13 protein-coding genes are annotated in these 24,750 nt (G+C 40.1%); 9 read left to right on the forward strand and 4 right to left on the reverse strand.

What is annotated here, in order from left to right; genetic code table 11:
• Window positions 1-299 precede the first annotated feature (299 nt).
• From AN944_RS00235 to AN944_RS00245, 3 genes are all read left to right on the forward strand, one after another.
• Window positions 300-9,284 carry a choice-of-anchor U domain-containing protein gene (locus tag AN944_RS00235; protein WP_055022574.1) on the forward strand — a complete coding sequence of 2,995 codons (8,985 nt, stop codon included), beginning with the start codon at window positions 300-302 and terminating at the stop codon, window positions 9,282-9,284.
• Between the two features lie 258 nt (window positions 9,285-9,542).
• Window positions 9,543-10,223, forward strand: a complete 681-nt coding sequence (locus tag AN944_RS00240) for a response regulator (RefSeq protein ID WP_055022575.1) — start codon at window positions 9,543-9,545, stop codon at window positions 10,221-10,223.
• Complete coding sequence (locus AN944_RS00245) at window positions 10,192-12,429, forward strand: tetratricopeptide repeat protein (RefSeq protein WP_055022576.1); 2,238 nt, start codon at window positions 10,192-10,194, stop codon at window positions 12,427-12,429. The genes AN944_RS00240 and AN944_RS00245 overlap by 32 nt, the downstream gene beginning before the upstream one ends.
• 586 nt (window positions 12,430-13,015) lie before the next feature.
• On the opposite strand, the gene AN944_RS00250 is transcribed toward AN944_RS00245, so the two are convergent.
• The 4 genes from AN944_RS00250 to AN944_RS00265 form a co-directional block, all read right to left on the reverse strand.
• On the reverse strand, window positions 13,016-15,130 hold the full coding sequence (locus tag AN944_RS00250; RefSeq protein ID WP_055022577.1) for a TonB-dependent siderophore receptor: 2,115 nt from the start codon (window positions 15,128-15,130) through the stop codon (window positions 13,016-13,018).
• Window positions 15,131-15,935: 805 nt separating this feature from the next.
• On the reverse strand, window positions 15,936-16,514 hold the full coding sequence (locus tag AN944_RS00255; protein WP_055022578.1) for a hypothetical protein: 579 nt from the start codon (window positions 16,512-16,514) through the stop codon (window positions 15,936-15,938).
• The gene (locus AN944_RS00260) at window positions 16,511-17,437 is read right to left on the reverse strand and encodes a hypothetical protein (protein WP_055022579.1); all 927 of its coding nucleotides are present in this window, start codon (window positions 17,435-17,437) and stop codon (window positions 16,511-16,513) included. The genes AN944_RS00255 and AN944_RS00260 overlap by 4 nt, the downstream gene beginning before the upstream one ends.
• A 459-nt stretch (window positions 17,438-17,896) precedes the next feature.
• The gene (locus AN944_RS00265) at window positions 17,897-18,877 is read right to left on the reverse strand and encodes a hypothetical protein (RefSeq protein WP_055022580.1); all 981 of its coding nucleotides are present in this window, start codon (window positions 18,875-18,877) and stop codon (window positions 17,897-17,899) included.
• A gap of 522 nt (window positions 18,878-19,399) precedes the next feature.
• Here AN944_RS00265 and AN944_RS00270 point away from each other — a divergent pair.
• From AN944_RS00270 to AN944_RS00295, 6 genes are all read left to right on the forward strand, one after another.
• On the forward strand, window positions 19,400-19,921 hold the full coding sequence (locus AN944_RS00270) for a hypothetical protein (RefSeq protein ID WP_055022581.1): 522 nt from the start codon (window positions 19,400-19,402) through the stop codon (window positions 19,919-19,921).
• Window positions 19,922-20,200: 279 nt separating this feature from the next.
• The gene (locus AN944_RS00275) at window positions 20,201-20,566 is read left to right on the forward strand and encodes a hypothetical protein (RefSeq protein WP_055022582.1); all 366 of its coding nucleotides are present in this window, start codon (window positions 20,201-20,203) and stop codon (window positions 20,564-20,566) included.
• 69 nt (window positions 20,567-20,635) lie between these two features.
• Window positions 20,636-21,193 (forward strand): DUF2726 domain-containing protein, encoded by a 558-nt coding sequence (locus AN944_RS00280; protein ID WP_082419815.1) that lies wholly within the window; start codon window positions 20,636-20,638, stop codon window positions 21,191-21,193.
• Between the two features lie 92 nt (window positions 21,194-21,285).
• The gene (locus AN944_RS00285; RefSeq protein ID WP_055022583.1) at window positions 21,286-22,593 is read left to right on the forward strand and encodes a hypothetical protein; all 1,308 of its coding nucleotides are present in this window, start codon (window positions 21,286-21,288) and stop codon (window positions 22,591-22,593) included.
• Between the two features lie 514 nt (window positions 22,594-23,107).
• Window positions 23,108-24,427, forward strand: a complete 1,320-nt coding sequence (locus tag AN944_RS00290; protein WP_055022584.1) for a hypothetical protein — start codon at window positions 23,108-23,110, stop codon at window positions 24,425-24,427.
• A complete protein-coding gene (locus tag AN944_RS00295) occupies window positions 24,424-24,747 on the forward strand; it encodes a hypothetical protein (protein ID WP_055022585.1) in 324 nt (107 codons plus the stop codon). Before AN944_RS00290 ends, AN944_RS00295 begins: the two co-directional genes overlap by 4 nt.
• Window positions 24,748-24,750: the final 3 nt, after the last annotated feature.

Here is a 24,750-nt window from a genome sequence, read left to right on the forward strand (position 1 = left end):
TAACTAGAGCTTACCCAAGCCTAGCTGAATCCCCCTTTCTTTCGTTGACTTAATTGCCCCTCTATTTAACTGATTTTGCCCTTTAACATCGTTCATATTTTCCTGTTCATTGACTCCTGTCACAATTGCTCTTCCCTATAAAAACGCGCTTGCTCCCATGGACAACACAGATTCATGTGGTGTTAAAAAGTTAAAATACAACCAACTTGCATATTTGTTCCTTATTTCTTCCTCATTTGTTAAATACAATCAAAATAACCCAACATTTTTTCAAAATAATTATAACCTTGGTGTCAATTATGCAGTTCAAATTATCCCTTCTGTTAACCACTGTCTTTGGTGTTATTAGTTTAACCTCACCTGTAAAAGCCAGTGGAATCGACTCTGACGATGATGGTGTAGCCGACGCAGTTGATGTGGACATTGATGGCAATGGGTTAATCGAAATCAATAGCCTTGAGCAATTCAACAATATCCGTAATAACTTAGCGGGCACAGCTTATGACAACGGTATTAGTGAGAACACAACAGGTTGTGGTAATAACGACGACATTATTGCTTGTTTTGGTTATGAGTTAACCACTAACTTAGATTTTGATGAAAATGATGATGGTGTTAAGAACGACACCTACAATACGGGTGAAGGTTGGACACCTATTGGCACCCTCGCTGCACCTTTTACTGGTACGTTTGACGGTAATCATTTCACGATTGCAAACCTGTACATCAACAATACGTCTTTAACAGGCGATGACGACAGTCTTGGCTTATTCGGTCATGCTGAAAATACCACTATCGAAAACCTTCATGTTAATGGTCAGGTAACAGCTAGCGGTTATTACGTTGCCGGCCTAGTTGGTTACATCTATGGTAGCAGCCCAAGTGTCATGGCTAACATCTCATTTACCGGAACAGTACAAAGCAATCAATCTGGGGCTTATGCCGGCGGTATTGCTGCTCGTGCGAGCCAAGCAACGGTTAAGCAATGTTTAGCCACTGTTGATGTAACAGGACAAGGTGATGCTGGTGCATTTGCAGGAGAGCTCGTAAATGGTAGCGTTGAAAACTGTCTAGTCAATGGCTCTGTCATTACCTCTGGCACTGTCGGCGGCGGTTTTATTGGTAACCTTTCAAGTGCAGACGTCACTAATGTCGCCTCTCATGCTAGAGCCGAGGCGAATAATGCAGTGGGCGGCTTAATTGGCAGCGTTGCTTCTTCATCGTCAACCATCACAAATAGCTTCTCAACAGGCTCTGCTAAGCAGGCATTTAATAAAGGCGGGCTAACAGGCTCTGCACTTGGCACAGTGACAAATTCATACTGGGATACCGAAGCTAGCAATTTGGACACAAGCGGCTCAGGTACAGGCTATACAACCGCTGAATTACAAACTCCGGTTGCTAACGTTGGTATCTATGTCAATTGGGATGAAGCCTATTGGGATTTTGGTACATCTAGTCAGTACCCTTCACCTATTATCAACGGTGTTGCTTTTCACGATAGAGATAATGATGGCGTTCCAGATTCATTAGACGCTTTCCCTGATGACGCCACAGAATGGTCAGATACTGATAACGATAATGTCGGTGACAATGCTGATGCTTTTCCTAATGATCCAACAGAATGGTCAGATACTGACGGCGATTTAATTGGTGATAATTCAGATCCTGATATTGATGGTGACAATGTTGCCAATGAATCAGATCTATACCCATTTGATGCGACAGGATCAACTGCTGCGCACGATGTTGATATTGACGATGATGGCTTAATTGAAATCTCAACATTGGCCCAGTTACACGCGATGCGTGATGACTTAGCAGGTAATAGCTTAAGTGGTGTTACCGCAGGTTGTGCCGGTTTAACTGACGGTACAGGTTGCATAGGTTACGAATTAACCACAGATTTAGACTTCGATACTAATTCTGACGGCGATCTGTCAGATGAAACCTACTATAACGCAGGTGAAGGTTGGCAGCCTATTGGTACTTCTGATGACCGCTTTGCTGCAAACTTCAACGGTAATGGTTTCACCATTCATAACCTATTTATCAATCGCCCAGATGAAGACTATCAAGCACTATTGGGTTATGTAGCCACGGTGAGTGTCACGAATATTAATATCGACGGTGATTTAACTAGCGTCACAGGCTTGAACAACTCAGCATTCTTAATTGCCCGAAACAGCAGCGATGATTCAGCGGTGCTGAGCAATATTAACGTGCAAGGTACCATCCTTGGTAATGATGACAGCGGTTTAGTTGCAGGTCGACTTTATAACTTAGATGCGGATCAAGTTCATGCACAAGGTAATATCACGTCGATTTCTATTACTGATGACGCAGGTTCTGATACCGGTGGTTTGTTTGGTCAATTATCAGGGACCAACACCTTAGATAACGTGAGTTTTGAAGGCGATATTCAGGCCGTGACGTCTGCAGGCGGCTTAATTGGTGATGCTGAAAGTGTCACTATTAACGATAGTTACGCGATTGTAGATATTACCCTGATTGATGAAGCCGGCATTGAGACAGATATTGAAGTCGCAGGCGGTCTTATCGGTAAAGTTGAAGGCACAAGCGTGTTAACTCGAGTGTTTGCCCAAGGCAGCATTACTGCCCCCAAGATTCTAGGTGGTTTAATTGGTGATATTGATGGTGCGACAGAGGTGGTTGACTCATACGCTAATGTTTCACTGTTAGGTGACTCGATTATTGGTGGTATCGCAGGTGACTTAAATGCAGACTCAACATTTGAGCGAGTCTTGGCATATGGTGCTATTAACACCAATGATGATCAAAATACTGATACAGGTGGCCTTTTAGGTTACAGCGCATCAAATACATTATCTGTTGTGTATGCCCTTTGGGATACCGAAGCAACTGGCATATCGAGCACATTCAACAATTCAGGCGCGGGTTATACATCTGAAGAACTGCAATGCCCTACAACACCTGTTGATGTTAATTGTAACAGTACCGCTTATACAAATGACTGGTCTTCAGCCAACTGGGATTTCGGCACGTCAGAACAATATCCTGCATTATTATTAAGTGGCAATTTATACCGCGATGCTGATGCAGATGGCTATTGGGCGTTTGAAGATGCATTTGATGACGATGCGACTGAATACCTAGATTCTGATAACGATGGCCTGGGTGATAACGCAGACGCCTTTCCAAATGATCGTAATGAACAATACGATACCGATGCTGATGGTGTTGGTAACAACAGCGACCTTGATGATGATGGCGACGGCATTTCTGATAGCGATGAGCTTCTTTATGGATTAGATCCTCTAGATGACAGCGACGCTTTCGCTGATCTTGATGGGGACGGTATTATCAATATTGATGAATTACAACAAGGTACCGAACTTAATGATGCAGACGATTATGTTAACGTCTTAGATGAAAACTTTAATCATGGTGAAGTGTCCTACTATGACTTAAATGATGGCTCAACTGATGACTTTGAACTACATGGTATTGCTCAAGACGGTAATCAGTTATTACTGACAGGTTATTATTATGATGAATACTCAGATGAAGATTATGGCGCAATTGGTCGAATTAACGCCACCAGTGAGCTAGATAACAGCTTTAGTGATGATGGTATTTATTCCGGTAGTGAAGATGACATTGGCACCTACATAGAAAATATCATTAAGATCAGCAACGGTGGTTATTTAGCAGGTGTAAGCTACTACGGAAGCAATGCGACCATCGCGGCTATCACCTCTGACGGTCAGCTCGATACTAGCGTTTTCTCTACTGAAGCTAACCCTGGGTTTTATTATGCAACCGGCAGCAAAAGACATGCCCCGATTGTATACCAAACAAGTCAAAATGAATTCTACATTGGTAGCCAGAGTGACGGTTCAAACACTAAATTTTACATCGAAAAATTAACCGCTGATGCCATCTTAGATGAGACTTTTGGTATCAATGGTAAGCTCACCTTCAACTATGCTGGTAATTATAACGTTGAATCCGTTAGGCATTTTTTCGAACAAGCTAATGGTAATATTCTGATTGCTTTTTCCATAAATAGTAATTTACGTTTTATTGAAATTAGCCCATCAGGTGAATTGAATACTGACTTTGGCGAAGATGGCTTATTAAACCCAGAGGTAAGCTATAACGACGTTATCCAGTTAGCCGATGGCCGCTATATCATCCTATTCGACGGCAATTATAATAATGAAGCTGGTCTTCATTTGGTTATGTATACGGCAGAAGGTGAAATAGATACCAGTTTTGGTCTTAATGGCTACTTTAGCTTCACTGAAGAGTTATCAAGCTTTGAAGCACTTAACGTATTTGAACAAGCTAATGGCACATTATTAATTGCCAGTAAATTTAATTACAGGGGCAATAATTATGGTACACAACTCGTACAGGTAACCAGTGATGGTCAACTTGATACGCGCTTTTATGGCTCAGGTTATGCTAGAGCCGTTTATAGCGAAGATATTTCCATCGATTTTGCAACCAAGCTAGACAACCATAGCGTGATTTTTGCAGGAGAAGATGATGAGACTGACCATCTTGTCGCCACGATAGCCATGGCGAATCCTTACGATCATGACTTTGATGGTGTGCCAGATAGTGAAGATGCCTTCCCTGAAGATGCAAACGAAAGTGTTGACTCAGACAACGACGGCTATGGTGACCAATCAGATGCCTTCCCTTATGACAGTAATGAATGGCTAGATACTGATAACGATGGCGTAGGTGATAACGCAGACGCCTTCCCTAATGATCGTAATGAACAATACGATACCGATGCTGATGGTGTTGGTAACAATGCTGATAACGATGATGCCGGTGACTTAGTCACTACTTATGGCTTAAACGGTATTGCTTCAGCTTATGTGCATAACGGCGATAGAGAAATTTATATTACTGACGCCATTGCTCACGATAATGGTCTGTACCTTGTCGGTAGTGCATATTACGACGCCCATACTGATGATAGCGGTGTAATCATTGATATGGATAATTCAGGTGGCATTAACACAGACTTTGCTGAAAGCGGCGTTCTTTATGCATTAAATCAAGGTCTAGCAACTCACTTTAAACTAGCACTAACAAATAAAAGCGGTATTAAAGTCGCAGGTGATAAAGACAATCAAGTATTTATCGCTCAGTATGATGCAACTGGTGCTTTAGATACTAGCTTCAATGAAACGGGTATTTACGATAATGAAGATGGCTTCATTACTCGTGGTGTTGATGTTGCCTCAACTTTATCTGATGGCAGCACGGTAATTTACGGTAAGTACACCTACCAAAACTTCGCACATAAGCTCAGCAGTGACGGCACTTTTGATACCAGCTTTGGTGATGCGGGTAGTTTATCTATTGGTGCTACTGAACTTGGTAGTTACGTCTTTTTCATAGATGCGTTAGTGCTTGATGATGATAGCCAAGTGTTAGCAATGCAGAAACAAGATCGCACTTTCTATCTGACCAAAATTGACGTTGATGGCAACATTGATACTAGCTTTGGTACGGATGGCGAGCTCGCACTTGATAGCGATATGTTTGCCCGTTCTATTAAATTAGCTAAAGACGCAGAAGGCAATGTTTACGCTGCGGGTACAACATCAAACGTTGCTAAACGACTCAGTGTGCTGAAAATTGTTGATGGCCAACTTGACAGCACATTTGCAGACAATGGTTATTCGGCCAACGATTTTGACGAAGATGTTAGCGTCTGGAATATTCAAGATATTCAGATTCAACGTGACGGCCGTATACTCGTATTGAGTGGTGTAACGGCTGATTATGCCCACGTTGTTCGCTTTACTGAAAATGGTGAATTAGATAGTCAATTCAATACCGTAGGCTATGTTCGCTTAGATGTACAAGATTACGACCCAATCAAATTAATCCTTCAAGACGATGGTAACTTGTTAATCGCCGGTTCTGACTGGAATGGTTTTGGCATTCACCTAGTCAACATGCTTAATGACTTTGACCTAGACGGAGATGGCTTAACCAACGCTAATGATCTCGATGATGACGCTGATGGCGTTGAAGACATCAGCGATGCCTTCCCTCTTGACCCAACTGAAACGTTAGATTCAGATAACGACGGTGTCGGTGACAACGCGGATGCTTTCCCATTTGACTCAAACGAAAGTATCGACTCTGACAACGATGGCTATGGTGACCAATCAGATGCCTTTCCTTACGACAGTAATGAGTGGTTAGATTCAGATAACGACAGTGTCGGTGATAATGCAGATGCTTTCCCGAATGACGCATCTGAAACCTTAGATACGGATAACGACGGTGTCGGTGACAATGCAGATGCCTTCCCGAATGACGCATCAGAAACCTTAGATACGGATAACGACGGTGTAGGTGACAATGCAGACGCATTCCCGAATGACGCATCAGAAACCTTAGATACGGATAACGACGGCATTGGTGATAACGCGGATGCATTCCCGAATGACGCCTCTGAAACGGTAGATACTGATAACGATGGTGTCGGTGACAACGCGGATGCTTTCCCAAATGACGCCTCTGAAACGGTAGATTCAGATAACGACGGCGTGGGTGACAACTCGGATGCTTTCCCAAATGAAGCCTCTGAAACGGTAGATTCAGATAACGACGGCGTGGGTGACAACGCGGATGCTTTCCCAAATGACGCCTCTGAAACGGTAGATACTGATAACGACGGTGTTGGTGATAACACGGATGCTTTCCCGAATGACGCCTCTGAAACGGTAGATTCAGATAATGACGGCGTTGGTGACAATGCAGACGCATTCCCGAATGACGCATCAGAAACGGTAGATACTGATAACGACGGTGTCGGTGATACCGCTGATGCATTCCCGAATGACGCCTCTGAAACATTAGATTCAGATAACGACGGCGTGGGTGATAACGCGGATGCTTTCCCGAACGACGCCTCTGAAACGGTAGATACGGATAACGACGGCGTCGGTGATAACGCGGATGCGTTCCCAACGGATCCAACTGAAACGTTAGATACGGATAACGACGGTATTGGTAACAATTCTGATAATGACGATGATGGTGATGGTGTTATTGATGCAAATGACCCTAACCCGCTAGATCCTAATGACTCAGACACACAAGCACCTTTGATTAGTCATGTTGAAAGTATGACATTTGAAGCAACAGGTGAGTTAACTCAAGTGCAAGTACCTCAGCCATCAGTGGTGGATGATAACGATGCTTCACCTGAACTAACAGTGGATACGGATAACTTCACCTTTAGCTTAGGTGAGCATGTCATCACTTGGACTGCGACTGATATGTCAGGCAACCATTCAAGTGCTGAACAAGTTATCACCATTGTAGACACTACAGCGCCAAGCTTTGACGATTTAATCGATATGTCAATTAACGCTCAGGGGCGTTTAACTAATATTGCCAACTTAATGTCGCTATCTGCAACTGACTTGGTCGACGGTGACATAAGTGTAAATATTATGGGTGACACTTTACTGACTTCAGGAAGTCATATTGTCGAAGTAGAAGCAACTGATGCCCTTGGTAATATGGCTGTATCGTCATTTAATCTCGACATTGTGCCAATGCTAACCTTGCCTTCTCAGCGCCCTGTTGAAGCTGGCGGCGAATACACTATTAATGCTTACTTAAATGGTGAAGCGGCGAACTACCCAGTGCAGATTTCATATAGCTTACTCGTTAATGGGTTTGTTAATAATCAACTGGTTGCAGATATTGAAGCAGGTCAAGTTGGGCAGCTCGACATAGCGATTCCTGAAAGCGTGACTAACGAAGATCAATTACAGCTTCAGTTAGATTATGGTGTAAATGCATTTATTGGTGATGCCAACATAACTGAATTAACCCTGATAGAACGAAATGTTGCGCCTAGAATGAACCTTACTCTGCGTCAAAATGGCCGAGTAATTAGTGTTATCGATGCCAATAATGGCATGGTTACCATCACTGCAAATGTGCGTGATATTAACCAAAACGATACTCACAACCTCACCTGGTCAAGTATTGATGGACTCGTTGATGCTGCCATTGACGAAAACCTAATGACATTCGAAATAGACCCAAGCTTATTGCAGTCTGGTGTTTATCAAGTTAATGCTATTGCTACTGAAACCAATACTTCTGATGTCTTCTCAGTCTCTCGCACGGCGCAATTGGTGATTGCCGACTTGCCAGCGTTAGGCAATGATGTTGACTCAGATAATGATGGTATCCCAGATAGTGATGAAGGATATGCTGATAGTGATGGTGACGGTATTGCTGATTATTTAGATAATGATGCTAACGACACCCGCTTACCGACGCAGAACGATGCAGAGCCAGCTCACACCGAAGACGGCTTATCAATGACGCTTGGATTGTTTGTGTCTCGACTTGGTATTACCGCAGATTCAGCAAGCTTTTCAATTGAAGACTTAATCGCGTTATTACAAGCTGGCGATGCCGATCCTCAAGATGCGTATTTTGAGACTATCACGCCTGTTTATAACTTCATCGTTAATGGATTAAGTGAGCAAGGTGAATCTGTTGCAGTAGTGATTCCATTAGCAGAAGGTCAAACATTACCAGCTGATGCTATATACCGTAAGTACAACCCATCACTAGGCTGGTATAGCTTTGTTGTTGATGCCAATAACAACATCAGCTCTGCATTGGCGGATGAAAACGGTAACTGCCCACTTGTTAATGATGCAACTTATGCTCAGGCCTCGGCGCAAGGATTAGTCGAAGGTAACAACTGTATTCGATTACTCATTGAAGACGGTGGTCCTAACGATATCGACGGTCTCGCCAATGGCTCAATTGAAGATCCCGGTGTGGTTACCGTGCAAACAGGTACACCTCCTGTGAATACTGCGCCATCACTAGTGCTTGAGAGCCACAACAGTGAAGTTGAAGAAAACAGCAGTATTACCCTGATAGCTGTCGGTAGTGATGCAGAGGATGACTCACTGAGTTATCAATGGCAGCAGTTATCAGGCCCAGCTGTGATACTTGAAAATCAAACAACCAATCAACTGACTCTGACAACACCAGCAGTCAGCACTGATGAAGTGATTGAGGTTCAAGTCACGGTATCTGATGGCGAACTCAGTTATTCAGTAACAACCAGTTTAACCGTTACCAATAAAACTGAGGTAGAAACTGAAGAACCTACGCAGCCCGAGCCTGAGCCAGAGTCAAACTCGAGCAGTGGTGGTGCCTTTGGTATTTGGTTTATGTTATTGATGCTAATCAGCTTCAGTCGCAGAAGGTACAAATAAGAAAGTACAAATAAGCTAAGGCAAGCCGACAGACCTGCATAAAACCTAGCGGCTCGCCTTAACAACGTCGCCATCTTCTTTATTACCGCAAAAGAAGATGGTGACACAACAAATCAACAAGATAGCAATAAGTTATTTACTATGGGAGAATGAAATCTAAACTTGTAATAGCCATGGACGTTTTACAATACTTAGCTGTTTTGTAATAACTAAAAGGGGTAGTGCTGGAACAAGGAACGACCAGCTGCGGTATACCACATGAACGAAACACAAGAAAAACAAAAAATTTTAATTGTTGAAGATGATCTTGATATTGCCGAAAGCTTGGCATTATTTTATCACCACCATAACTTAGAAACGCTTCATATTGATGATGGTGCTAATGTGATTCAAGCGGTTTCAACATACCAACCTGACCTTATCGTCTTAGATATCATGCTACCCAATAAAACAGGGATAGAATGCTGTGAAGAAATAAGGCAATTTAGCAATGTGCCCATCATCATGCTCACCGCCAAGGTCAATCAATCTGATAAAAATATTGGCCTTAGCACGGGTGCTGATGACTATCTGTGCAAACCTTTTGACACGATGGAACTTATCCTCCGCTCAAAATCACTGTTAGCCCGCACTCACGGAACGGTTAGCTTTTCAAAGCTCACCGTCGACCCAGAAAAAGGCAAAGTGGTTTATCAAGACAAAAAGGTCGAGCTATCTACTCTTGAGGCAAGCTTATTTTCACTGCTATATAACAAACCTGACAGGATCTATTCACGCGATGAAATATTAGATCTGGCCTACCCTCAATATCGTCATATCACAGATAGAACGATCGACAGTCACGTAAAAAAAATTCGCAATAAGTTTAAAGAGGCTGGCATTACTGAAAATCCTATAGAATCGGTTTATGGAGCAGGCTATCGCTTCTGTCTTCGCTAAAACAAGCACTATCCAACTCATCAGCAGCACTTTAAGTTTATTCATTAAAGTGCTGCTGGTTGTTGGCTGTATTCACAGTATCAGTATTGTGCAAGCACAAGGTCAGCCTATCTCCACCTCTGATATCGAAGCTCAACTAAATGACATTACGTCATCATCTAAAAAGGCAGAGTGGCAAGTTAAAGAAATCATCAAAACCGCGACAGGCGATGATCTTGTGCGCGCTCAATTAAAATTGGTCTCCATTTATCGTAAAAGCGGCCAACAAGCCAAATCGGAACAGTTACTAAATGAGTTAGTTACAGCGCTTCCCACTTATCACGATGAACTTAAAATCAAAGTACTGATCAGCGCAGCATTTTTTGAAAGGCGCAAAAATAACTATGCCAAAGCCGCTGATATCATCGTCAATCAGGCCTTGCCTATCGCGTTACCTGAGGCCATAGAACTAGGGCGTTTATATCAACTCGCTGGCGTATTTCTTCGATTGCAAATGAAACTTAAAGAAGCGAAAGAATACTACTTAATTGCACTAGAGATTTTTCAGCAAAACGAAGACTACAACAGTGAAGCACAGATATTCAGCCAACTAGGCGTGTTGTACGAATCAGAAGGTGATTTAGTGTTAGCCGCAGAATATCAAATTAAAGCCATGCGCTATTTTGAAAGAACAAACGACATTGAAGAACTCGCTGGCAACTATTTTAACCTAGGTGAATTATATTACCGCGCTCACGACTACACCAAGTCACTGAGCTTTTACCTCAAAGCGCTGGATTACGATAAACAACTTAATAGCATTCAAGATATGGGGTTCGATTACCACCGAATCGGCAGCATCTATCTTGAAACCAATGACTTTGATAAAGCAATTGACTACACCGATAAAGCCATCGCTATTTTTACAAGCGAGTCTGCCAATCAATTGCTGTCTCGCTCTCACCTGCAAATGGCTAAAATCTACAACAAACTTAACGACAATATTCAACGTTTTAAGCATTTAACCATAGCGGTAGATACCGCCCAACTGGCGCCAACAGACCATCAATTAAGGCAGGTCTGGCATGACTTAGGCGCTTATTATTTAGAAAACTTTGATTACCCTAGAGCAAAACAATATCTAGAAAAATCACTCGTTATCTCAAATAAACTTGGCCTGCTAGATCATCAACTCAGTGACAATGAATTACTCAGTAATATTCACCACGAACTAGGTGAATACGATGATGCCCACCAGCATCTAGAGTCAGCGTTTAAGATAAAACTCCAGCTTCATTCGGAGCAAAGAATTAGAGAAATCGAGAAACATAAGCGTGATATTGACCTGCTCGAAGAACAGATTAAAGTCGCTAAATTACAGGAAGAAAATAAAGCGGTTGAAGCGGAAGCTGAGGTCCATAAAACCATCTCTCAAGGCGTGATATTTATCGCCTTAGTGTTGCTTTTTTTGTTTACGGTTCTGATTTACTTTTTCTATCAACGCCGTAAATTGGCAATATTAAAAGCCAATCTTTACCAAGATGCCTTAAATCAAAAAAATCAGATTCTAGCGGATGTTTCTCACGAGCTGCGTACCCCGTTAACCGCACTCAAATTACAGGTAGATGCACTAAAATATCAACTGGTTGATGATGTTGACTTAAGTTATCAAAAACTCGGTACTAAAATCGATGATTTAAACCACCTGATCAGCGATATATACGAGCTCGCCTTGTCTGATGTCAATGGTTTATCGTTTGAAGCAAGCCAAGTCGACTTTGTCCCTATCTTAATGAACTGGGGCGAAGAATTTGAACACTACGCTAGCGCCAAAGGTTTTGAGTGGCATCTGGCTATTAACGCCAATACAGCGCTGGTGAATATCGACACAGACCGCATCAAACAAGTGCTATCTAACTTGCTCACTAACAGCATTAAATACACGGATGCACCCGGTCAAATTTCATTGAGTCTAGCGGTTAATTCAAACAACTTAATACTAGTATTAAAAGACAGTTCCCCTGGCGTACCAGATGAAGAACTCGAAAAGATATTTGAACGACTCTACCGAGTGGAGAAGTCTCGCAATAGACGCACAGGCGGCTCAGGCCTTGGCTTGTCTATCAGTCAAAACATCATCGAAGCTCACGAAGGCACTATCTTCGCCTCCAAAAGTGACCTAGGCGGCCTAGCCGTCACTATTCGCATTCCACTTTGTCAGCAATAATTTTACTCAGATTATCACTGAATAAACCCACTCAAGCTTTATAAAATTCCAGCCAAGAAAAAAGCGACTCGACAGTCGCTTATTAATAACTTTACATTGATTGCGTCGCGGGCAAACCCAACCCTAAGCAGTGTTAATGTCGAAAGTAAAACAAAAAAGCCGCTGTTTTTGGCCACGGAGTTGACTGATGTCAAACTCCTTATTTCGAGCTATGCAAAAAGTAGCGGCTGATGCAGTCTTACTAGCTAAACACCTGAAATTGCGTCGCTGGTGCCTACCCAATTAACCCGAATAGCGTTACTGCCGATAGTAAGACAAAAAAGACGCTGCTTTTGGCCACGGAGTTGACTGGTGTCAAACTCCTTATTTCGAGCTATGCAAAAAGTAGCGGCTGATGCAGTCTTACTAGCTAAACACCTGAAATTGCGTCGCTGGTGCCTATCCAATTAACCCGAGTAGCGTTACTGCCGATAGTAAGACAAAAAAGCCGCTGCTTTTGGCCACGGAGTTGACTGGTGTCAATGAGTAGCAAAAAGTAGCGGCTGATGCAGTCTTACTGAGGTTAAGTAGCTACTTAACCTATAAGTTAGAACTGATACTTAACACTCGCCGTAAAGTTAATCGGCTCACCCGGCATAGTCCACAACTTATGATACGAGCTTTCAAAATACTGCTCATTAAATAAGTTGTTCACATCGATCATTAGACTAAATCGGCTCGTTAGATCAACTGCTGCTGACAAATTCACTAATGTGTATGCAGGCAAAATGTAGTCTGGATCAGTGGTCTCACCCAAACGATCGCCAACATAGTTTACCGTCGCACCAAAGTAAGCTTCTTTACCCATGATGTCAGTGTAATGTCTTAATGCAACATGACCGACATGCTCTGCAACGTTAATTAAGCGAGAACCTTTAGGAATAGGCACGCCCCAATCGTTATCAATTAAGTCTTTGGCAGTTCTTGCATCCGTATAAGCATAGGCGAGTTCAATGCTGGTATCGGCGGTGAGTGCCGTGGTTAATTGAAACTCAACGCCCTGACTTTCTACTTCACCTAGCGTTGCAGATAAACCAGTGTCTGGCTCAGCTGTTAGCATGTTGGTTTTACTCGCATCATACAGCGCTAAGCTACCTGAAAACCTGTCCGCCACATCTTGCCACTTAAGGCCCACTTCAAACGATTTGGTTTGCTCTGGCTCGAATGGGTTTCTGTCTGAATCTAAACCTGGATTGGGTCTGAAACCTTCTGCATAGCTTGTATATAGGTTGATATTGTTATCTAACTCATAGACAAAGCCAAAACGAGAAGACACTTCTGTTTGATCTTGTTCTTGTGATTCGTTATCAATCTTATTCAAAATATGTTGGTTAAATTTATCTACCCTAAAGCCAAGTAACAGTTTGGCTCTATCAGTTAACTCAATCAAATCTTGTGCATAAAAGCCCAAGCCTTTTTGCTCTTCAGAGGTCAAAGTAGTTGGTGAGGTTTCAGGTTGATCCATTGTGTAATCAGGATTATTCGGATCGATGGCATAAGTCGTATCACCCGATCCCCAAGCCGTTCTCCACACTCGGTAATCAGTATCAAGTTGGAAATTATAGTAATCTAACCCGATTAATAGATTATTCTTAACGCCGCCTAATGTAACGTCGCCGCTAACTTCAAAGCGAGCTGAAAAATCCTGCGCTTGATAATCTCGCTCTCGTCGCTGTCTTGATAACAGGTCTGGATTGGTATAAATCAGCTGTCGGCCGTCAGATAGCTCTGTATCAGACGATTGGCCTTTAAAAGATGAATCTCTGTACGCTAAGCCCGTTAATAAATGCCACTGGTTATTGAATTGATGGTTTAACAATAACTGATGACCTAAGGCTTTCACTTCATGAGCGCCGTCACGCGTGTCGCCATAAAAAGCCGATGTATCAACAGAATCAAAGTCGTTATCTAGTACATACACGCCGCGATCTAATGGTTTGCTTTGATCTAAGATTTCCATTTCGTAGCTTAGGCTTGTCGCATCAGAAATATTCCACAATAAAGATGGGCTTAAGTTTAAGCTTTCAACATCAACATGGTCACGGAATGTCTCTGAATCTTCATAGAAACCATTAATACGGTAAGCAACATCATCGCTTATCCCTTTGGTATGGTCGAACTCAACTTGCTTGGTATTGTAATTACCTAAAGTACCTTGAATATAACCCTGCTCAACAAACTGAGGCTTTTTGGTAATAATATTGACAGTACCACCTGGCTCACCTTGACCATATAACGCTGACCCTGGCCCTTTCATCACTTCAATAGTTTCGATGTTAGCCGTGTTTCGATTACCGTTGTAGCCACGTGAATTAAAGCCATTCACTAAATAACCCGTTGGGTTATTCTCGTCACCAGAGAAACCACGGATAGCAAAACTATCAAACATACCGCCAGAATTGTTTTGTCTTACCACACTTGGCGAGTAATCTAAGGCATCCATAAAACGAGTAATGCCCTCGTTTTGTAAGGTTTCTGCATTAATTCTATCTACGGCTTGCGGCGTTTCAATCAATGGCACATTACCTCGGTAAGGCTGCCATAATCTGTTCACCTCAATACGCTCAATGTCATCTTGGTTTTCTGACGTTGGGGTTATATTATCTTGTGCAATTGCACCATTAGAAATGATAAGTATTGAGTATAGAAAATGCTTTTTCACGTGCTTTTCTCGATGAGGGCTGATTAAAAAAACGCAATGTTACAACATATCATTACCTTCGTCAAAGCCAAGTCTCACAACAAATCGTCAAAATAAGATCAACCGCAATATTGGGCAATAAACCTTTTAGCACACTTAATTAAGGTTAATTTTATAAATCGCTCTATAACGTTCACAGAGCAACTTAATGGCTTACTCGCACATATGCTAGTATTTGAAGGTCATAAAGGCCACCAAATTAAAACATTAACTTTTGACTTTTTTAGGTGGGTATTTGAACAAAAAATAAAAACAGTCAACCGTCTAGCACGTGAAGCTTTAAGCTAATCTTTGATTTAATAAGCCAATAACTGCAAACAGGAATTGGCTTTATTGTTCTAACACCGCAAAACATCCTCAAATACCAAACCAGCAGCATTTGTTGATACGAGTAAATTTATCGATATACGGATATTACAAGGGGAGTGCCAATGGAGTAATGGCAATACGAAATTGACCTTTATATTTAGCAAGAGCAGTGATCCATGAAATTGGTATTAATCAGCATCAATAATCCAACCACCTCATAGCACTTATCTTTGAAAATGATACAAATACAAACAGACAATGACTAAAAGGCTAGACCCGAATGGGTCTAGCCTTTTCAATTTAGTTGAGCTTGAGCTTACAAAAAGCCTGCTGAACGTTTGTTGAAAATGCAGACAACAAGCAGATAAACTTACCTGTAGACTATGAAAAATTGTTTTTTACGGCACAAATATGAACAGTTTGCTCTTTCTAATTAGCCAGACCTTTGATGAAATAATCAATTAAACTTTCGCTGAAAATCATCTAATAATTGCTGTTGTTTTTTCGACACCATTTCAACTGAGACTTCCGTTCCAGTTCGATATTGTTGCTCAAACCAATCTAAAAGATCGATACGAACTTGGTAACCTTCTTTAATACAAAACTGCTCGTTTAACACCATGACTTGGGGGGCACCAAAAGACGCTCCAGAATACCAACCACACTCGCTATAACCATGTGTTTCGAGTCTGTCAGAGAGTTGTAGTGAAAAAATAAACCAAGTCATTAGAAATAATGGGAAACTAGCAAAAATGATGACAAGCCCGACCTTCTGACGCTTCGCTGTCATTTTATTTAATAAGCGTAAAACAATCCCTGCGATGAGTACCATCAACGCAGGAACCATGACTAACAATGCCGGTGTTGAAGGTCTAACCTTAACTAAGGCAGCCCCTTCCTCAATGCGGCTTAACATACTTATTTCTTGAATCAATCCGTAGAAATAACCAAGGATAAATAACAGTAATACAGCAATAAAGAATAGGCCTTGCGTAGGGCTAATTCTGATTTCATTCTCTTTCAATGTTTTGCTCATCGAAACTGGTTACCAAAATATGGGATACCAAATAACCTATACAGAAAGCCTATAGGATCTGAATTATAAAGCCGTTCAGCTTGGTTGATCTCTTGGCGTATATTGTTGAGTCCTGATTCGCAGTTATGTTCTATTTCACGTAAACCGTCAGCCATTTTTTTTACTAAACTGTCTGAATCAATAAAAGCTGTGGTCATTACCGCTAAAGCTGTGCCAATAACAACTACAGCTAAAATAGGCCCAACTGCAGCCATTGCAGCAGCACCGCCCACATAGGTAGCAACGGCTCCCCATGCGATTCCAGAAGCAGCTGCTGCAATACTTACATCTACAGCCATTCCGCCAACAAAGTCATGCCATGTTGCTTGATCATTTAGCATCTGTTCAAAACCATAAAATGTAGCGGAAATTATAACAGTAACCACAAATCCTGATTTTATAGCCTTAGTAACGCCAGTTTTCCCAATGCCAAATGAAATCACTTTAGGGTTATTAGCCAGATATTTGGTACCTGTTAAGTGTTTTCTTAAACCTGAATATCCAGAAAATATTATACTGGGCTTTCCTTGGTAATATTTAATTGAATATTTACCAAATACATCACCACTTCTTTTCATCTCGAGAGCAATGGCACCTAATGTTGCTCCATCTAGACTAATAGGGATTACTGTAGCGCCTAGTTTTATTCTTGCTTTATATTGCTCCCATTTTTGAGAGATTATACCTTTACGGCTTAAAATATCATCTACCCAATAGACTGATTCAGATTGATTTATTCCTTCTAGATGCTTAACTGAAAAGACATACTCTATGAACTCTACAGGATTCATCTGCACCATTGTATATTGATTATCTTTGAGGGCGTTTTGAATTTTTTGATGACGTTCACGTTGGTTTATCGCTCTGCGTGCATAAGCTGACATATCTCATTCCTTTGAGTTTTGTATTTCAATCTTTAATATGAAGTAGTAACAAACAATAAATTTAGAATTATTTCAAAAATTCTTTATGTGACAATTCTTAACTGACTACTAATAAAATAACATACCCACATTATCATTTTTTTCAAGGTAGTAGGGACTCTTTTCTTAAAATTGAAGCTACATTTCGAGCTTAATTTTCAGGCTCTTTATCAGGATTCAACACCACTTCATCGTTAGCTTAACAGCTTCTAATACCATTAGGGTTCTAGCCCTTACCTCTTCCTGTACCAGTTTACGTTTAGATAAAACTACCTTATCTTGCATCTTATGAGGCACCCTTGGAGATACATGTAAGTGGGGGCTGTAGGTGGTGTAAGTGGGGACAGAGTCTGACGAATCCCCACACTTATTTCTTATGTCCTTATCTTTTTCATATCTTTTTCATAAATCGACTTTCTATTATTTGATTTTTTTTAATGCACCAAGCCGCATTTCTCTTCTGGCTTTATTAACAATATCTTTAACGTTACCCTCTTCTTGCCATGGGAAACTAGTATAGAGGTGTCTTATTTTTAAGAGATGCTTATTAGCTAGCAGCCGTATTTTAGTTTTATACCCTACAAAAGCATATATATTACTTGCCTGTAAGCTGAAATATCTAGTGCCTTCTTGAATACATAAATCGCCTTTCTCTATAATCGGAGCTTCTTGTCGAATATCGTCACCCAAAAAATAATAAGCAGCCATTGGAGTTTCATCAAGAGTGTCGTATGACCACTTATCAATATGAGCACAAAGAATGATGGAATTATAAAAGGGATCTTTTTCAGCTAGAGAATAAGCAAAATTAAACATGCTTCTTTCGCTACCATGCCAACGTTCACTCAATGCAGAAAGCGTATAAATAGCCGCAGGTAAGTGCCTGTCCTGTAAAGCCAATACCTTATTAAAAGTATCAATAATGGCCTGTTCACTTGGGCATCCTCCTACAAATGTCTGAATAATACCGACATAAAGCTCAGCATCTTCAGCGCCTTCAATAATCGCTTCTGAAAAATAATCAAAAGCTTTCATAAAGCCTTGGGTGTAAGCCTCCATTTTGTCATCTGGGATATATTCAGCCCAAGTATTGCCCCGTGCTAGCCATGCGTTATGAATTTCTACTGCACCGCTAAATTGCAACGCTAAGTACGATTGACTGTAATAGCGCCAATCAGCAAATAAGTCGGGATTATTAAGCTCTTGAGGAATTGCAGTCATCAATAAATGCCGTTCGTCATAAGCCAGTGCCTTATATCCATCCTCGAAAGCAGACCACTGCTTACGTTTTAGGTAACCTATAAACTCATCAAAGCGGCTAAAGCCTAGCGACTCATCCACGGGATCAAAAAAGAATTTATTCTGAAGTTTTGCAACATGGTAAAGTAGCTTCTTTAGCATTAAAGTCCCTTTAATTTAGCTAGTTAACTGTATTTTATCATTAAATATATCATCATTTACTCTTATAAAAAACGAGAAATAAAAGCTCTTTTTTTAATTTGAAGTAAGAACTGAACAACAATTATGGGAGGCCATGCACCCGAGCCGAGCAGGTAAGTTGTGTAATCAATTCATCCTAACGTCGATGCAAAACAACAGCGAAGACTTATAGAAACAAAAAGAAACCGCATGTGCGCAAGTGAAATAGCAATGGTAACTAACACATTATTTTTAAATGCTTTTATGTGATTTAGTATTGCATTAAACAGAAAAAGTAGCGTAATGTATAATCAATAAAAGCAAACGCAGGCCAAGCTCTTAATCCAATAAGAGAACGCCTTTCAGGGAAGAAGAAGCCAATCATTCGCTTGTAGATTACAGTTCATTTGAACCATACAAGCACAAAGTGAAAAATTTGCTCTGCTCCTGACGGATCCCCACTTATTTGCGTACTTTTTTTGAATAAATAGTTGGTAAATACCTATGATTAGTTATTTTAAGAGATTAATTGTTCTTGGTGGACTTTTCAGTTGTTCACTACAAGCTCTCGTGTTCGACCACAACCACAAATATATTTCTGTAGATATCCTTCCTTTATGTACAGATAATGGCCAAATTATACTCGAATATACAAATACGTCAGATCAGGATTTACTTGTTGACCCTAGATTTTTGGATAGTGAGCTATTTGATGCTCATAATGCGGGTATATCCATCGGCTACTATGATGGGAAGTCAATAAGAACAAAACGCTTAAAACCAGAACATTATTATGGTTCTAATTGGTTCCCACTTTCAGTTGGACAATCAGTTAGACATGAAATTGATTTAAGGGATTATGCCGAAGATTCTATTGATTATGGACAGCCTGTTTATCCTGTTTATAGTGGTTACAACATCAAAATAATTACAGTTGATGAAGGTCAAGAAGTTTACCTAAGTGTAAACACTTATGACGATTATGAAAATGATGCTATAGAGCCGGAGTGCTTTTTAATCAAATGATGCAATCTGTATACAGAGCAATATCTAAGGCTCTGTAACTACTCACTCATACAAAAGCACTAATAGCTCAGATTAGGATTGAGAGAATTAAGTGAGTGTGATTATGATTAAGTGGGATTAGAGTATGTCCCCACTTACTGCAAAACGAAATCAGCGTAGCCATTACAAGATAAGTTGTGTAATCAATTTATCCTCACATCAATGCAAGGCAACAGCGAAAACATACAAAACAACAGGAAGCCAATCACGCTTGTTTCACTTAAAGGATTATGTGATTACATGATGTTAAGAACCTTCTGTACCTTATTTCTCTTTTTCAGCCCAATAGCACATTCAGAAACTGAGCTTGAAATTGAAGAAGGCGTTAGCGAAAAAGCAGTAAATGCAATAGTCAGCAATTTCGAACAAGGCTTTACACAATATTATTTAGGCATGTATGTTCGCACATTGAAAAAGGCAACTGTATGTAGAATTGGACGTGATAAAGATGGGGTATTTTTAGTTCGTACTGGTTGCCATGATTATGGCTACAGGAGTTACGAAGTTAGATATCGTTGCCCACATATTGATGAAGCATGCTTTTGGGAGCTTGGCAGCAAAATGGCTATAGTACATACAGGACGACCATCTATTCGAAAGCGATAGCATTATGCCCCTTTCAAAGATTAAAATTTAGCTCGCTCTGACCACTTATTTTCAATTCAAGGATGAATAATGGATTTTACCTACCTCGTTTTAGCATTGGTATTTATCGTACTTATCAAGCTATTTACCGCCTTTATTAACCGTCCTCAGCAGTTAAGCTATCGTCAAAAAAGTAAATTATTCTCCCCTGCCGAACGCTCATTTTTAGGCGTTCTTGATACCGCCTGTGCAGATCAATATCGTGTATTTGCAAAAGTGCGTGTTGCCGATGTGCTTACGCCTGAAAAAGGCTTAAATCGTAGCAACTGGCAAACGGCATTCAATCGAATTTCAGCCAAGCACTTCAACTATTTACTGTGTAAACCCAACACCATGGAATTTATTGCAGCCATAGAGCTAGACGACAAAAGCCACAACAGCAAACGGGCTCAAAAACGTGATGCACTCATTAACGATGCTTGTGAAAGCGCCCAGCTGCCACTCATACGATTTCCAGCCAAAGCAAGATATTCAGTGCAAGAAGTAAAGCAAGTCATAGAGCAGTCTTTAACGCCTGAAATCAAAGGTCGCCATCAGAAATGCCAGAACCTAACTCCACTATGTAACAAAATGAACAAAAGGATTTAATTCTAAATATTAGCACTCTTTTATATTCAAATTTTAAATGCTAACTTAAAGGGTGTTCAAAAAAGCACCACTTTATTTTTAGGAGTTTTCAAATGGATTTGATAATTAAAATTTTACTCGTAAGCTGGGTTTTATTTACAGTCTCAGGATGTGCCACAAGCCAGAAAATTGATGCTGGTACAGGTAAAGAAAATTCTGGAAATTCAAATACTGATATTCAAATGAAGTTTCTTGATGTATTGCAATTTACAACGATTAAAGAAATCAAAGAAAAAACGCCTTCAACAATACCAATGAACGGCTTATATACTCGCATTAAAATTTTACCTATTCTTTCACAAAATGATTGTGTTAATAGCAACTGCACTATAATTCCATACCCTTACAAACAGCGAAATTGGCTTTCTAGATTTTTTGTAGATAATAAAATGTCTATTAATGCCAGCATTATGTTTTCAGCAGGCAACTATAAGAGCACTATTCCCTTAACAAGTATCGAAAACATAAGCACATGGAGTGAAGGTAATAGTTGGCTGAGAAATATAACTTTTTCAAATACTCATGAACCATTATTCCTTGTGCCAAATGGTATAGCCTCAGCAAGCACAACTTTTCGCTTACAATCGATAGAAGAAAATGCACCACAGTCAGGGGCTATTTTAGATCTTGCCGTAAACGCTATCGGCTTAGTCGCTCCAACTGCTGGAATTCTAACGAGCATAAATGAAAATGATTTTAAAGCAAAAGCAGCAGCTATTGACTCAACTTTAAAAGGAGTTTTTTCAAAAAATTTAACTGAAGACGTAACCTTTTCGATTAACCTATCCAATTGGTCAGATGAAAGAAAATATCGCGCAAGTCTTGTGCTACCTTACCAAGGAGAAGATTGGGACAGTGTCAACAAAGGCATTGTTGGCGTTTGGGAAATCTCTGCTGAAGCCCCAAAACCAAGTATTTTTTACGATATTCATGTTTGTCCAGAAGATAAGCCAACAGGAAAGACATGTAAATCTACAGTCGATGCTGCCGTTAGTGAAGTATTCACTAACTTCAAAAAAGCACCTAAGTATGCAGAGGTACTTGGCAAATCACTCGGTTCTAAAAGCACAGATAAATTTACCTCGATTCAAAGCATAATCATTCAACTACCTGAAGTTGTAAAGCTTCAATCTAGCGATTACGCATCCAACTTATCCGCGATACAATTAGCTAATGTTAATGCTGCTTGTGCATCAATACAGAATCAGATTAATTTGCTAGGTTTATCTCAATTTGACAGTCAATTGGTCATTTGGTCTGCATTTAACGGAATACCGAGCATTCCATTACAGCCCAGCGAGATTATAAAACATCAAGCAACTTTAAAATCTTGCCAAATGACGATTACAAATCTCACTTAAACAGATTATAGCGCCTCAACTAATAGCTAAATTCATAAGTGACACAAGTGGGGACAGAGTCTGACGACACCCCACTTATTCACTCCCCTCACCTACAAGCCTATTCGCTCAAATCAGTCAACCTAAAGCGAAAACTCCGCAGCAGTTACAAGATAAGTTGTGTAATCAATTCATCCTCGCGTCGATGCAAGACAACAGCGAAGACTTACAGAAACAAAAAGAAGGCGCATGTGCGAGTGTAAATTAGCAATGCTGCAACTAACATATTATTTTTAAATACTTTTTATGTCAGTTTTATGCACTAAAGCATTGCATTTAACAAAACAAATAGCGTAATGTATAACCAATAAAAAACACACGCAGGCCAAGCTCTTAGTCCAATAAGAGAACGCCTTTCAGGGAAGAAGAAGCCAATCATTCGCTTGTAAAAGTTCAGCTCAATTGAGCCACACAAACACAAGATGAAAAGTCAATTCTGTCTCCAATAATTATTGCTTCACAAATGAAATAACTAATGAAGATAAATAAAAATTCAACAACCTTCCTTCAGCTTAAAAGAACTTATTTGTTTTTTAAAAGAAAATACAAACAGAAACTCAATAAAGCTAGAAAAAAAGAAAATAACTCATATATAACTACTCATTTTTACATGCGTAAAAAACACATCTCTGCATATCAGAGTATCGGTGGTAAGAGTGCTAGAGTTAAAAGTAATCGAAGAAAGCATACTCTATTGATACCTAAAGTTTTTACTTTATATAACGCACCAGAAAATGTTTTGATGATTACAAAAGAAGTTGCAGACCTAATAAATCATAAGCATATAAACCACTTACATATAGATCATCGAAAATGTGAACAACATGATTTATCGGCAGAGTTATTACTGGCAAATGCAGTCCGCAGTTTAGATGCTTTAAAGACAAAAAATGGAGCTAGATTTAAAATTTCTGGCAACTTCCCTGAAAATGAAAAAATGAAGCGTTTGCTTAGTTCTATCGGAGTCGTTAAAGAGACTGCAGCAAAAAGGTATCACCTAAACAACAAGAATGACTTAAAATTATATAAAAAAATCAGTGACCCTAATGAAAAGGAAAGCTTATTTTCAAATAATAGAAAAAAAGATGCAACCACTGAGTTTGTCCCTTATATAGATGATTGCTTGAGCTTTATTAATGCAAGAATGGATAGAGAAGAGTCTACAAAGCTTAACCATTACCTTGGCGAGGTCTTGGGAAATGCTGAAGAACACTCCGGAGAAAAGCTGTGGACATTACTTGGATATTTAGATGCCAAAAACCCTGATGATCTTTATTGTGAAATCGTAATCTTAAATATTGGCAAAACTATTTATCAAACTTTTGATGAAAAGAGAAATGTAGAAATCGTGAACGGTAGTTGGCAATCTTATCTAGCCAAGCATTTAGGGAAATTAAATGAAGAACAACTTACATTAGTGCACTCTATGCAACAGAATATTTCTAGTAAGCTAGACGAACAAATTGATAGAGGGCAAGGTTCAAAGCATTTAATAAACCTATTTCATCACTTAACGGAAGAGTGTAATAGATTAAATCTTGAAAACAATGTAACAAGTAGCTCTAAACCTCAAATGCTAATTTTGTCAGGTGGTGCTATGCTTAAGTTTGACGGAACTTATAAACCAAGTGAAGACTCTAAAGGTCTAATGCGGTTTGCATTAAATTCTGAAAACAGTATAGAAATTGAACCAGATGAATGTTATATTCCAAGCCTTCGTCATGGAGTAGCATTCCCTGGCACTACTATCTATATAAGGTTTTCATTACAGCAATCAGAGTTGGTTTCTTTATGAAAACAAATAGGAAAAGTCCTGTGATAAATTTTGAGAAGTTAGGTGGACGCGTATACGTAGGTCGACCAGACGGCGTATTAGCAAGAAAATACTTCAAAATTGATGAGTATGAACAAGAGAAGAATTTCCCTGTAGAAATATTCTTCCCTGATAATGCTAGAACACTTACGAGTTCATTTTTTCTAGGAATGTTCGGTAACAGTGTAAGAACTGCTGGCAGTAAAGAGGGGTTTTTAACTCGCTTCAAATTTACAGCAAATAGCCAAATTATGGCAGAAGTAGACGCTGGAATTTCAGAAGCCTTATCAGCTAGGAAATAAAAT

Origin of the sequence: Shewanella sp. P1-14-1 (genome assembly GCF_001401775.1) — a bacterium.
GTDB lineage: Bacteria > Pseudomonadota > Gammaproteobacteria > Enterobacterales > Shewanellaceae > Shewanella > Shewanella japonica.